Consider the following 13514-nt stretch of genomic DNA (forward strand, 5'->3'; position numbering starts at 1 on the left):
CTGCCGCCCTGATGGCACGCAAAAACGATGGCTGCGGCGAGAACTGCTTTACCGGCCCCGCGTGAGGTCGTAAAAGAACAGCATCCCTCCGCAAACGGCGCGTCGTCCCACATCCAGCCAGCCTGCCGATTTTTCCGGCCCTGCGGAGCACCCGAAGAGGATCGTCATGTCGAATGCAGCGCATCGCTCGAACCGCGTGCTTGTCGTCGCGACCATCATGGTGGCGACATTCATGGTTGCCATCGAGGCGACGATCGTGGCGACGGCTATGCCGCGCATCGTCGGGCAGCTCGGCGGCTTTTCCTATTACAGCTGGGTTTTTTCGGCCTTCCTGCTGGCGCAGTCGACGACGACGGTCATCTACGGCAAGCTTTCCGATATTTTCGGACGCAAGCCGGTGCTGATCGGCGGCATCCTGATCTTCCTCGCCGGCTCTCTGCTCTGCGGCTTTGCCTGGTCGATGATGTCGCTGGTGCTCTTCCGGCTGCTGCAGGGGCTCGGTGCCGGCGCAATCCAGCCGGTGACGATGACCATCATCGGCGATCTCTTCAAGCTTGAGGAGCGCGGCCGCGTGCAGGGCGCGATGGCTACCGTCTGGGCGACATCGGCCGTCGTCGGACCGCTTGCCGGCGGCATCATCGTCGACACCTTCTCCTGGGCCTGGATCTTCTGGATCAACCTGCCAATTGGCATCGTCTCGATCACCGCCTTCATGATCTTCCTGAAGGAGGACGTCGCGCACAAGCAGGCGAGGATCGATTATCTCGGATCGGTGCTGTTTTCGATTTCGATCGTCGCCCTGCTCGTCATGCTAACGGAAACCGAAGCGAGCGCCTGGATCCTGCTGTCGCTCTTCGCCGTCTTCGTCGTCGCGGGGCTCTTCTTCCTCGCCCAGGAGAGGCGGGCGCCGGAGCCGATCATTTCGATCGCCCTCTGGAGCCGCCGGCTGATCGCGACCAGCAATGCCGCCACGCTGCTTGCCGGCATGGCGCTGATCGGCCTTTCCACCATCCTGCCGATCTATGTGCAGGGCGTGCTCGGCCGCACCCCCATTGTCGCCGGCTTCACGCTCACCATGCTCATCGTCGGCTGGCCCTTGGCGGTAATGCTCTCCAGCCGCTTCTACAGGGCCTTCGGCATTCGCCGCACGCTGCGCGTCGGCAGCCTGCTGTTTCCGTTCGGCGCCTGCTTCCTGTTGTTCCTGACGCCCGAAAGCTCGCCGGTTCTTGCCGGCGCCGGCTCCTTCTTCATGGGCTTCGGCATGGGCCTGATCAGCCTGACGAGCATCGTGCTGGTGCAGGACAGCGTCGAATGGTCGATGCGCGGCAGCGCCACGGCTTCGATCATCTTCGCCCGCAGCCTCGGTAATACGCTCGGAGCCACGGTACTCGGCGCCATTCTCAATGCCGGCATCAGCCATTATGCGAGCGGCGAAACGGCGGCCGCCCTTCATAAGGCGCTGAACCAGCCGACCGGACTTTCGGCGCTCGCTGCCGATCCGGCGATCCGCAGCATTTTCGACGCAGCCCTGCACTGGAGCTTCTGGGGCGTCGTCGTCGTCGCGGTGCTGACCTTCTTCACCACCTGGCTGATCCCCGTCGGCCACCGCCATACGCGCGAAGAGCCGGCGGTGGCAAGTGAGGCAGCCTCGCATTGACACGGTTGCTCCTGACGGGGAGCGCCTGGCAATTTGCTGACAACGTTTCCTCCGTCATGCCCGGCCTTCTGCAGCACACGGCCGAGGATGACGTCGCGGGTATCCCCCGCAAGTGCGGAAAACCGCTTCGCAGTTTTCCTGGAATTACCTTATCGGCGGTTCTCCAAAACGCGCAGGATCAGGTTTCGTCTTCCCTTGCGCTGGGCGAGATCGATATCGCTGACGAGCTTGGCGCCGCCCTCGCGCCGCTCCAAGGTGATCTTGCGGCTATGGAATGCTTCCAATTCGGCGCGATGCGCCACGCTGATGATGGTCGCCGTCGGCAATTCGTCGATTATCGTCTCCATCATCCTGTCCTGGCTCTTCTCGTCGAGTGCCGAGGTCGCTTCGTCGAGAACGATGATATCGGGGGCATGCAGCAGCAGCCGCGCGAAGGCGAGCCGTTGCTTTTCGCCGCCCGACAGGGTCTGATCCCATGGCGCGTCTTCCTCGAGCTTTTCGCTCAGATAATCCAGACCCACTTTGGCAAGGGCGGTCTTGATTTCCTCCGGCGTCCAGCTGTCGGCGGCGCGGGGATAGGCCACCGCGCGGCGAAGCGTTCCGGACGGGATATAGGGCCGCTGCGGCAACATGAACAAGCGTCGGTCGCCGTGGAAATCGACGCTGCCGTGACCCCAGGGCCAAAGACCGGAGATGGCGCGCACCAGCGTGCTTTTGCCGGAGCCCGATTCGCCTGCTACGAGCACCCGCTCGCCTGGCGCAATCTCCACCTGGGTTTCCTTGACCACCGCGGTACCGTCGTCGAGAGTCACCGACAGATCGTTCAAATTCAGGATTGCATTGCCCTCTGTTTCACCGTGCTTGATGCGTCCCAAGGCATCGCTTTGTTCGGCCCGCTCAAGGCCGTCGAGCGACATCATCAGCGAGGCGACGCGTCGCGCACAGGCGTTCCAGTCGGCGAGACGTGGGTAGTTGTCGACCAGCCAACCGAAGGCCGTCTGAACGATGGCGAAGGCGGAGGCTGCCTGCATGACCTCGCCAAGCGTCATGCCGCCTGCGAGAAATTTCGGTGCGCAGAGCAGGAGCGGCACGACAGGGGCAATCAGCATCGACCCGTGCGAGACGAAGGTCGTGCGCATGTGCTGGCGCGCAAGCAGCGCCCATTGCCTGAGCACATTGGAAAATGTCTTGTCTAGGTCGCTACGCTCCTCTTCCTCGCCACCGAGCAAGGCGATGCTCTCGCCGTTTTCGCGCACACGGGTCAAGGTGTATCGAAGCTCGGCCTCCACCTGGTTCTTGACCTCCGAGACCTGGACGAAATGGCGGCCGATGACCGCAATCACGGTTGAGGTGATCACGGCGTAGAGAACCGCGGTGACGACGAGAAAACCGGGAATGGTGATGGTCGACCCGGCGAGCGGCAGCGTGAGCGCTCCACCGATCGTCCACAGCACGACGATGAAGGTCGAGGCCGACAGAAAGGCTGATATGACGCCGGCGATGAAATCGACCGGCGCTTCGGTGGCAATCCGCAAATCTTCCGAGATGCGCGCCTCAGGATTCTTGTGGTCGCCGCCGATGAGGTTCAGCTGATAATAACGACCGTTGGCCAGCCAGCGCGTGATCACCGTCTTCGTCAGCCAGGAGCGCCAGCGGCGCTGGATCATCATGCGAACATAGACTTGTGCGGTCACCAGAGCGACGCTTCCGAGCACGAGCGGCACGAAGACGGCGCTGAGATAATAGACGGTGCCGGCGTCGTGCCGCTCTATAGCGTCGAAGATCCCGCGGTTCCAGCGGTTGATCCCATATTGGAAGCCGACATTCATGCAGATCATCGTCAGAAGACCGATCGAGCATGGCCAGGCGAGCCTGTCGCCACCGCGGCCCCAGTAACGGCGGGCGCTGATCCAGAAACGCCTGAGCAAATATCGCTTACGCGCCTGCTCTGCCTCCTCGGGCGTGAGCTGCGGACTGGGTTCGATGACATCCGGCGGCGCGATCTCGACAGTCGATGCCTTCTGCTGGCGCGACTTCTCGGCACCGTCCTGCTCGGTGCCGTCGACCGATTTCGGGTTGAATGTAACGTCGGTCATAAGCACGATAACGGCTTACAAATCAGAAGGTTTCATGGCGCCGCGCCGACGTGGCGCTCGCATCAAGCTGACGTCTGCCGAGATGGGCCCCTCAGGCGTTGTCGCTCATAGTCTGCGGCAGAGATTGCAGCAGGGTCTGACGGGCGGAGCGCAGGTGGACGCGGCAGGCTTTTCCGATCGCTGCCTGATCGCCGGATTCCAATGCGGCGATATAGTCCAGATGTTCGTGGATGGCGCGCTCGTTGCGCTCGCGGGCGGCGGTCTTGTTCCACTGGTAGTGATAGTGAAAGATGATGGCAATCGCATCGTAGAAATCGGCGATGAAGCGGTTCTTCGAGGCGCGGTGGATCAACAAGTGGAAGCGCTCGTCGAGGACGGAGAAATCCTTGAAACGCTGGTTGATGTCGGCAAGCATGGCGAGATGCTCCTCGCGCATGGCGGCAAGATCGATCCACGCTTGATTGTCTTTGGGAAGCCGGCCGAACTCGGCAGCCGAATGCAGCTCGAACATTTCGCGGACATCGGCAAGTTCGAGCGCGAATTCGCGGGTGAAGCCCTTCAGCGTCCAATGACTGTTCGGCCGCTTTTCGATGAGGCCGAAGCGGGAGAAGCGGATCAGGAATTCGCGCACGCTCGTCGTGCCGGTGCCGATCTCGCGGGCAAGCTCCAGTTCGTTGATCTGCATTCCGGGCGCGGCATCGTCGGCAAGGATGCGCCGCATGAAACTACGCTCGATGATGTCATGCAGCGAATCCGTCTCTTCGGAGGGAAAAAGGTCGCGGTCGGTGGGCTCGCGCAGCACGATCTTCTGACGCTTGTTCCAGCGGATGATGCCTTCATCGCTGAGGCGGGTGAGGATGGCACGCGCGGTGGAGCGGCTGACGCCGAGCTGGGCGGCGATCTCCGGCTCCGACGGCAGCGCCGTATCCGTGCGCAGAGCCGCGGCATACCTGTTGTATGCTTCCTTGAAGACCGTGTTCTGCCTTGCCATCAGATCCCCCGCTTTCCGCCCGCGTGCCGGGATTTCCTTCCCGCTTCAAAAAGCGAAAAGGTGACCGACCGGAGCTTGTTCAAAATCCATTAGCGTATTTCCGATCGTCTGCGGCGCATTGCCTCCCTCGTCCACAGGATCAATATTCCCGTTGACTTGAAAATGTTTATTGTAGATAAAAAACAAAATCAATCGCATTCGCCGATGCAGCGAGCGTTTCCTTCAGGGAGAAGAGATTGGACAAACAGCCTTGGATCATCCTGTCGGCCGGCGACAATGTCGCGGTCGCAACGTCCGCCATCGCTGAGGGCTCGACGGTTGCCGGCGTCGAGGCCCGCCAGAAGATCGAGCCGGGCCACAAGGTGGCGATTGCCGATATTCCGCTCGGTTCGGCCGTGGTGAAATACGGACAGGCGATCGGCCGCACCACCGTCGAGGTCAAGGCCGGCGACCATGTGCACAGCCATAATCTGCATTTCGAAAACGACCGGCTCGCCGTCACCGCCAATTCGGCACCGGAAGAAGCAACCGCCGAGGACAAGGCGCGCACCTTCATGGGCTACCGCCGCGCCGATGGACGGGCGGCGACGCGCAATTATATCGGCATCATCGCCAGCGTGAACTGTTCCACCACCGTCTGCCGGGCGATCGCCGACGAGGCGAACCGGACGATCCTGCCGCATTATGACGGCATCGACGGTTTCGTGCCGATCGTGCATGACCAGGGCTGCGGCATGAGCTCGACCGGCGACGGCATGAACGTGCTGCACCGGACGCTTGCCGGCTATACCAGGCATGTCAATTTCGGCGGCGTGCTGATGATCGGCCTCGGCTGCGAGGTCAACCAGCTGACGCTTTACGGCCAGAGCGGCGCTGGCGCCTCCAAACGCCATTTCAACATTCAGGATGCCGGCGGTTCTCGCCGTGCGGTCGAACGCGCCATGGGCGTTCTGCGCGAGATCGCCGCCGATGTCGGCAAGGAGAAGCGGGTTCCGATCTCGATCGGCGAGATCATCATTGGCCTGCAATGCGGCGGCTCGGACGGCTTTTCCGGCATCACCGCCAATCCGGCGCTCGGCGTCGCCGCCGATCTACTGGCGGCGGCCGGCGGCACGGCGATCCTGTCGGAGACCTCGGAGATTTACGGCGCCGAACATCTGCTGCGCAGCCGCGCCGTCAGCGACGAGGTGGCGAGAAAGCTCGATGAGAAAATCGCCTGGTGGGAAGACTATGTCGCCCTGCACGGCGCCTCGCTCGACAACAACCCGTCGCCCGGCAACAAGCGCGGTGGTCTCACAACCATCTTGGAAAAGTCGCTCGGCGCCGTCGCCAAGGGCGGCCGCTCTCCGCTGACGGCGGTCTATGGTTATGCCGAGCGGGTGACAGCCCCCGGCCTCGTCTTCATGGACACGCCCGGATACGACCCGGTTTCGGCAACCGGCCAGGTGGCGGGCGGGGCGAACATGATCGCGTTTACCACCGGCCGCGGCAGCTGCTTCGGCTGTCGGCCGGCGCCGTCCTTGAAGCTGTCGAGCAATTCGGCCCTCTATGCTTCGATGGAAGAGGACATGGACATCGATTGCGGCACGATCGCAACCGGTGACGCGACGATCAGCGGCAAGGGCCGCGAGATCTTCGACCTGATCGTCGATACGGCCTCCGGCAAGAAGACCAAGAGCGAGATCTTCGGTTACGGCGATAACGAATTCGTGCCTTGGCATCTCGGCGCAACGCTCTAGATGCGATGCTAAGCTTTTGTTTTTATGCAATTCCCGAGGGGGCATGATGAAGACGAGACGGATCGGCAAGACCGGCCTTGAGGTGACGGAGATCAGCTACGGCGCAGCGCCCCTCGGCGGTCTCTACCGCGCCTGCCCGCGTGAGCAGGCGATGGAAACGCTACAGGCGGCCTGGGACAGCGGCATCCGCTACTTCGACGTCGCGCCGTGGTACGGTCTCGGCCTTGCCGAACGGCGCGTCGGCGACTTCCTGCGTGAACAGGCGGACGGTGCCTACGTGCTTTCCACAAAGGTCGGGCGGCTGCTTCGGCCGGTGCCGACGGGATCGGTGCCGGATTACAGCTATGTCGATCCGCTCTCCTTCGATGCCGATTACGACTATTCCTATGACGGCATCATGCGCTCGGTCGAGTTCAGCTATGCGCGTCTCGGCCTCAACCGCATCGACATTCTCTACGTCCACGATATCGGCGTCTATACGCATGGCGCGGCGAAGAACGCGGTCCATCAGAAGCAGCTGCTCGATTCCGGCGTGAAGGCGCTGGAAGAGCTGAAGTCTTCCGGCGCAATTTCCGCCTTCGGCCTCGGCGTCAACGAAGTGCCCGTCTGCCTCGATGTCATGCGCCATGCCGATCTAGACTGCATCCTGCTTGCCGGCCGCTATACGCTGCTCGACCGTTCGGCGGTTGACGAACTCCTGCCGCTCTGCCGGCAGAAGGGCACGTCGCTCGTCGTCGGCGGCGTCTTCAACTCCGGCATTCTCGCCACCGGCCCGGTGCCCGGCTCGCATTTCGATTATATGCCGGCAGACGAGGAGGTGCTCGCCAAGGTCGGCGCGATGGAGGCGATCGCCAAGCGCCACGGCGTGCCTCTCGCGGCCGCCGCCATGCAGTTTCCACTGCGCGATCCGATCGTCGCCTCGGTGCTGATCGGCACGGCCAAGCCCTCGAGCCTGACGCGCAACATGGAAACGGTCGCGACGCCGCTTGCCGACGGTGTCTTTGCCGAATTCGAACCCTATACGCTCACCGCGCCGCCGCTCGGCACCGAGGCGGTCCGGGTCTGAGGAGACACCATGCTTAAAGGTATTCATCCGCTGCTCGGCCCCGACCTGCTCCATGCGCTCAAAACGATGGGGCATGGTGACGATATCGTCATCGCAGACGCCAATTTTCCCGCCGGCTCGATGGGTCCGCCGGTCATCCGCGCCGATGGCGTCAGCGCCACCGACATGGCCGCAGCAATCCTGGCGCATATGCCGCTCGACACTTTCGTGCCGGAAACCGCATGGAGGATGGAGGTCGTCGGCGACCCCGGCGCCGTGCCCGAAGTGTGCGCGGAGTTCCAGCAGATCGTCTCGAAGCGCGCCGGCGATTTCCGGATCGTTCCGGTGGAGCGTTTCGCCTTCTACGCCATGGCTCGCAAGGCTGCCTATATCGTCGCGACGACGGAATTCCGGCTGTACGGCAATCTGATTTTGAAAAAGGGCGTCGTGCACCCGCACGAGGTCGATCTGACCTGATAGCTATTTTAGGCTATTGGAGTAATGAAATAAAATCAGGTGCTTGGAGGGAGTTTTCCGGAGTAAAAAAGCGCATTTGACGCCCTTGCAATTTGAATGCGCCTCGGCTAGCTTCTCCCTGCAAATGTTTTTTATCGATAAAAACCCTCCGCCAGCGTTCAGCGGTCCGGTTTATTTGGAGGAGAACGCATCCTGAGAGGAGAACCTTTATGAGCATTGTGAAATCCCTTCTGTCCCGCCGCGCCTTTACCGCGCTTGCGAGTGCAGCGGTCATCGCCACGGCGATGCCGGTCACGTCCTTTGCCGCCGACGTGACGATCCCGATCATCGTCAAGGATACGACGTCCTTCTACTGGCAGATCGTTCTGGCCGGCGCCCGCAAGGCCGGCAAGGATCTCGGCGTCAACGTGCCGGAACTCGGTGCCCAGGCCGAATCCGACATCAACGGCCAGATCAGCATTCTGGAAAACGCCGTGGCCGGCAAACCCGCCGCCATCGTCATCTCGCCGACCGAGTTCAAGGCGCTCGGCAAGCCGATCGATGAGGCCGCCAAGTCCGTTCCGATCATCGGCATCGACTCTGGCGCCGACTCAAAGGCGTTCAAGTCGTTCCTGACGACCGACAACGTCCAGGGTGGCCGCATCGCCGCCGACGGTCTTGCCGCTGCCATCAAGGAAATGACGGGCAAGGAAGAAGGCGACATCGTCATCCTCACCAATCTTCCCGGCGTCGGCTCGCTGGAACAGCGCCGTGAAGGTTTCCTGGATCAGATCAAGACCAAACATCCGGGCCTGAAGGTCATCGCCGACAAGTACGGCGACGGCCAGGCAACGACCGGCCTCAACATGATGACCGACCTGATCACGGCAAACCCGAACCTCGTCGGCGTCTTCGCCTCGAACCTGATCCTGGCACAGGGTGTGGGCCAGGCGATCGCCGAAAACAAGCTCGGCGACAAGATCAAGATCATCGGCTTCGACAGCGACGACAAGACGGTCGGCTTCCTCAAGGACGGCGCCATTGCCGGCCTCGTCGTTCAGGACCCCTATCGCATGGGTTATGACGGCATCAAGACCGCGCTTGCCGTCTCCAAGGGCGAGAAGGTTCCGGAAAATGTCGACACCGGCGCCAATCTCGTCACCAAGGCTAATATGGCCGATCCGAAGATCGACGCGCTCCTGAACCCGAAGATCAAGTAAGACGACAGACGGCCGCGCCGGCTTCAAAAACCGGCGCGGCCTTTGTCATCCATGGTATGGTTCACCAGGGATGGAAAAGACGCGACAAGAGGAGGAAAAAGTCCATGATCGGACTCGAAGAGGTGAGTCATCGCCATGATGACAGCGCCACCCTGAAAGAAGCCAATCGCATCGCCGCCGGGTCGCCTATCCTCGAACTCAAGGGCCTCCAGAAGAATTACGGTCATGTGCAGGCGCTGAAGCCGGCGACGCTGACCTTCCTGGCCGGCGAAATCCACGCCATCGTTGGCGAAAACGGCGCCGGCAAATCAACCCTGATCAAATTGCTCACCGGCGTCATCACCCGCACGGCCGGCGAGGTGCTGTGGTGCGGCCATCCGGTGGGGCTGTCGACGCCGAACGAGGCGATCGCACGCGGCATCAATGCCGTCCACCAGGAAGTGGTGCTCTGCCCGCACCTGACGGTCGCTTCTAACCTCTTCCTCGGCGACGAGGTCAACCGCTACGGGCTGATGCGCAAGAAGCAGATGGAGAAGATGGCGCAGGCCGTGCTCGACGATCTCGGCTTCGGTCTGCCGGCCGGCGCGCTTCTAAGCTCGCTGACGATCGGTCAGCAGCAGCTGGTGGCGACGGCACGCGCGGCGATGCGCGGCACGCAGTTCCTGATCTTCGACGAACCGACCGCCTATCTCACCCGGCAGGAATCGGCGCAGCTGTTCAAGCTGATCCGCCGGCTGCAGGGTGAAGGCGTCACCATCGTCTATATCAGCCACCGCATGGAGGAAGTCTTTGAGCTCGCCGACCGTGTCTCGGTGCTGCGTGACGGCACGCATGTCGGCACCCGCCTGATCGGCGAGACCAACGATGCCGAGCTGATCGCATTGATGATCAATCGCTCGATCGAACAGATCTACCACAAGGAAGAGATTGCCATCGGCGAGACGATTGTCGAGGTCCGCGGCCTCTCCGGTCCCGGGTTCGAGGACGTGTCGCTCAGCGTCAAAGCGGGGCAGATCGTCGGACTCTACGGTCTGATCGGTGCCGGACGCAGCGAATTTGCGCTCGGCCTCTACGGGCGCCAGCCGATCAGCGCCGGTGACATCCAGTGGATGGGCAAGCCTGTCGATATCCGCAACGAACGCACGGCGATGGAGCTCGGCATCGCGCTGGCGCCCGAAAGCCGGCGTGACCAGGGGCTCTGCCTCAACCTGCCGATCGGCCTCAACATCAACCTGCCGGTGTTCGGGCGGTTGAGCCACGGGCCTGTGATCAATCACGCACGCGAATCGGCCAATGCCGACAAGCAGATCCGCGATCTCAGCATCAAGACGCCGAGCCGGCGGGTTCCCGCCTCCAGCATGTCGGGCGGCAACCAGCAGAAGATCGTCATCGGCAAATGGCTGAGCCATGGCGCGCGGCTGTTCATCTTTGACGAGCCGACCGTCGGCGTCGACGTCGGCACCAAGGCTGAGATCTACCGGCTGTTCGCCAAGCTTCTGAAGGAAGGAGCGGGCATCATCCTGATCTCCTCCTACCTGCCGGAGGTCTACGAACTGGCCGACCGGCTGCACGTCTTCCGCGGCGGCAGGCTGGTCGCGAGCCATGATTTTCACGCGGCGACGCATGAACAAGTGCTCAGCGAAGCGATCGGCGTCTGAGCCAGAAGACTGGAGCAATTCCAGCAAAAAGTGTGAAGCGGTTTTGCGTCCGGAATTGCGTAAAAACACATTGATAGAGCATTTCTGCGGTTCGGAGAAAACGGAAATGCTCTAAGAGGGAGAAAATTCATGACTGTCACCCCCACCGAAATCGTCGCGCCGCCGCCGCGCCGGAAAATGAACATCCTGTTCGGCCTGACGCTGATCGGGTTGCTGATCTTCCTCTGGATCGTGCTCGGCTTCGTCACCGCAAGCTTCTGGACGCCGCTCAATATCTCCAACCTGCTGCGCCAAGGCGCGATGACGGCGATCCTGGCGCTCGGGCAGACCTTCGTCATCATTACCGCCGGCATCGACCTGTCGGTCGGCGCGATCGTCGGCTTCTGCACCGTCATCATCGCCTGGCTGCTGCAGGCGGGCGTGCCGCTCTGGGCAGCGATCGTGCTGACGCTCGCCATCGGTGTTGCGATCGGCGCCTTCCACGGCTTCGGCATCGTCCATATGGGCCTTCCTCCCTTCATCATCACGCTGGCAACGCTGACATCGCTGCGCGGCATCGGCCTCCTGATCACCAACGGCTCGACGATCAGCATCACCGACGAGAGCTTCAGCAATTTCGCCCGCGCCGATTTCCTCGGTATTCCCAGCCTGTTCTGGATGGTTATCCTGGTAGCGGTGCCCTCCTTCGTCTTCCTGCATCTGAGCCGCTGGGGCCGCTATCTCTTCGCGGTCGGTTCGAATGCGGAAGCCGCGCGGCTTTCCGGCGTCAACGTCAAGGGCATGATCTATCTCGCCTATATCCTCTCGGCCGGCTTTGCCGCCTTCGTCGGCGTGCTGCTCGCCTCGCGCATCGCGATCGGCAACGCGACGCAGGCCGACGGCTGGGAACTGCAGGCAATCGCCTCGTCGGTCATCGGCGGCACCAGCCTGTTCGGCGCGGTTGGTTCCGTGCACGGCCCGCTGATCGGCGCCTTCATTCTCGCCACCATCAACAACGGCGCGAACCTTTTGAACGTCAACTCCTTCTGGCAGCGCATCATCACCGGTCTGCTGATCATCGTGATCGTCTTCTTTGACCAGCTGCGCCGCCGCAAGAGCAGCTGAGCGGCGGGCAGGAAATCGCCGCCTGCCGCCCCTCATCCGCCTGCCGGCACCTTCTCCCCGTAAACGGGGCGAAGGGGGATAGCGGAAACCTCTCGGTCCCGCCAACGCCTCATTTGGCACGTCCCCTCGCCCCGTTTACGGGGGTCCGCAGGACGGGTCGAGACGAGTGGCTCGACCCCGATAAGGTGGGGTGAGGGGCAAGTTTTCCGCACGAACCGAACAGCAGTGGCCGACACAGAGTAAAGAACGAAGAATGCGAGACCTGTCATGAAAGCAGTTGTTTGCCGGGAACCCGGCGTGCTCGACATCATCGACCGCCCATCACCCGCCGCGCCGGCGCCCGGCTGGGTGCGGCTGGCCGTCAGCCATGTCGGCATCTGCGGCACCGATTATCATATCTTCGAGGGCAAACACCCTTTCCTCGAATATCCCCGGGTCATGGGGCACGAGATCTCGGCGACGGTGATCGAGGCGGGCGACGGTGTCGCACTTGCGGCCGGCACATCGGTCATCGTCAACCCCTATCTCTCCTGCGGCCAATGTGTCGCCTGCATCAAGGGCAAGCCGAATTGCTGCACCAACATCAAGGTGCTCGGCGTCCATACCGACGGAGCCTTTTGCGAGGAGATCTCCGTTCCCGCCGATAATCTCTATCCCGGCAGGGGCCTCAGCCTCGAAGCGGCGGCGACGACGGAGTTTCTGGCGATCGGCGCTCATGCGGTGCGCCGCTCGCTGGCCGGTGCCGGCGCGCGCTCGCTCGTCATCGGCGCCGGGCCGATCGGGCTCGGCGCGGCGATCTTCTCGCGCATCGCCGGCCATGAGGTAACGCTGCTCGATACCAGCGCCGAGCGGCTGCAGATGGCCGCCGAGCGCTTCGGCTTCACCTCCGGCATTGTCGCCGATGAAGGAACCGCGGATGCCGTGCGGGAAAAAACCAATGGCGACGGTTTCGATGTGGTCTTCGACGCGACGGGTTATGGTCCGTCGATGGAGAAAGCCTTCTCCTTCGTCGCCCATGGCGGCGCACTGGTGCTGGTCAGCGTCGTCAAGGACGATATCCGCTTCTCCGACCCCGAATTTCACAAGCGCGAAATGATGCTGATCGGCAGCCGCAATGCCACGCGTGCCGACTTCGAGCATGTGGCGGATTCGATCGCCAAGGGGCTTGTGCCGGTGGACAAGCTCATCACCCATCGCACGACGCTCGATAATGCGCCGCGCGATCTCGCCCGCTGGGCGCATGAGAAGAGCGGGCTGATCAAGGCGGTGATTCGGGTTGGGGGTAGGTAATTCCTGCCGGGGCGTGACTGTTTTTACAAGGGGACGTGGGGAACGGAGACGGTGCGGCATATCCTCTTCTCCCCAGCGGGGAGAAGGTGACCCGAAGGGTCGGATGAGGGGGCCACACGGAACACCCGCACGTTCAAAACTATCCCGCACGCAGGGGCACACGATCGAAGGACGCCGTTGCCGTCGGAGGCCGGTAACCTTATCGGAAAAACCGGCGTTGGCGGCCCCCTCATCCGCCCTACGGGCACCTTCTTGGAC

The 13514-nt window shown here is 62.4% G+C and carries 10 protein-coding genes; 8 read left to right on the forward strand and 2 right to left on the reverse strand.

The window, feature by feature from the left end:
- The first annotated feature begins 166 nt into the window (after nucleotides 1-166).
- Nucleotides 167-1657 (forward strand): MDR family MFS transporter, encoded by a 1491-nt coding sequence (locus ACQ7C1_RS28785; RefSeq protein WP_221128505.1) that lies wholly within the window; start codon nucleotides 167-169, stop codon nucleotides 1655-1657.
- A gap of 149 nt (nucleotides 1658-1806) precedes the next feature.
- Here the strand turns inward: ACQ7C1_RS28785 and ACQ7C1_RS28790 are convergent, their stop codons facing one another.
- Nucleotides 1807-3753, reverse strand: a complete 1947-nt coding sequence (locus tag ACQ7C1_RS28790; protein WP_430960745.1) for an ABC transporter ATP-binding protein/permease — start codon at nucleotides 3751-3753, stop codon at nucleotides 1807-1809.
- A 91-nt stretch (nucleotides 3754-3844) separates the two neighbouring features.
- A complete protein-coding gene (locus ACQ7C1_RS28795) occupies nucleotides 3845-4744 on the reverse strand; it encodes a GntR family transcriptional regulator (protein WP_085776815.1) in 900 nt (299 codons plus the stop codon).
- A gap of 236 nt (nucleotides 4745-4980) precedes the next feature.
- Between ACQ7C1_RS28795 and ACQ7C1_RS28800 the strand changes: the two genes are divergently transcribed.
- From ACQ7C1_RS28800 to ACQ7C1_RS28830, 7 genes are all read left to right on the forward strand, one after another.
- Nucleotides 4981-6483 (forward strand): UxaA family hydrolase, encoded by a 1503-nt coding sequence (locus ACQ7C1_RS28800; RefSeq protein WP_430960746.1) that lies wholly within the window; start codon nucleotides 4981-4983, stop codon nucleotides 6481-6483.
- 46 nt (nucleotides 6484-6529) lie between these two features.
- A complete protein-coding gene (locus ACQ7C1_RS28805) occupies nucleotides 6530-7549 on the forward strand; it encodes an aldo/keto reductase (RefSeq protein WP_430960753.1) in 1020 nt (339 codons plus the stop codon).
- A gap of 9 nt (nucleotides 7550-7558) precedes the next feature.
- Nucleotides 7559-8005, forward strand: coding sequence for an RbsD/FucU family protein (locus ACQ7C1_RS28810; protein ID WP_430960747.1), 447 nt, complete (start codon nucleotides 7559-7561; stop codon nucleotides 8003-8005).
- Between the two features lie 209 nt (nucleotides 8006-8214).
- Entirely contained in the window at nucleotides 8215-9204 is a 990-nt protein-coding gene (locus tag ACQ7C1_RS28815; RefSeq protein WP_430960748.1) for an ABC transporter substrate-binding protein, read from the forward strand.
- A 104-nt stretch (nucleotides 9205-9308) separates the two neighbouring features.
- The gene (locus tag ACQ7C1_RS28820) at nucleotides 9309-10862 is read left to right on the forward strand and encodes a sugar ABC transporter ATP-binding protein (RefSeq protein WP_430960749.1); all 1554 of its coding nucleotides are present in this window, start codon (nucleotides 9309-9311) and stop codon (nucleotides 10860-10862) included.
- 129 nt (nucleotides 10863-10991) lie between these two features.
- Nucleotides 10992-11966, forward strand: a complete 975-nt coding sequence (locus ACQ7C1_RS28825) for an ABC transporter permease (RefSeq protein ID WP_430960750.1) — start codon at nucleotides 10992-10994, stop codon at nucleotides 11964-11966.
- 267 nt (nucleotides 11967-12233) lie between these two features.
- Complete coding sequence (locus ACQ7C1_RS28830) at nucleotides 12234-13256, forward strand: zinc-binding alcohol dehydrogenase family protein (RefSeq protein WP_430960751.1); 1023 nt, start codon at nucleotides 12234-12236, stop codon at nucleotides 13254-13256.
- Nucleotides 13257-13514 lie beyond the last annotated feature (258 nt).

The sequence above is a fragment of the Rhizobium sp. Nf11,1 genome, from assembly GCF_050587665.1.
Taxonomy (GTDB): domain Bacteria; phylum Pseudomonadota; class Alphaproteobacteria; order Rhizobiales; family Rhizobiaceae; genus Rhizobium.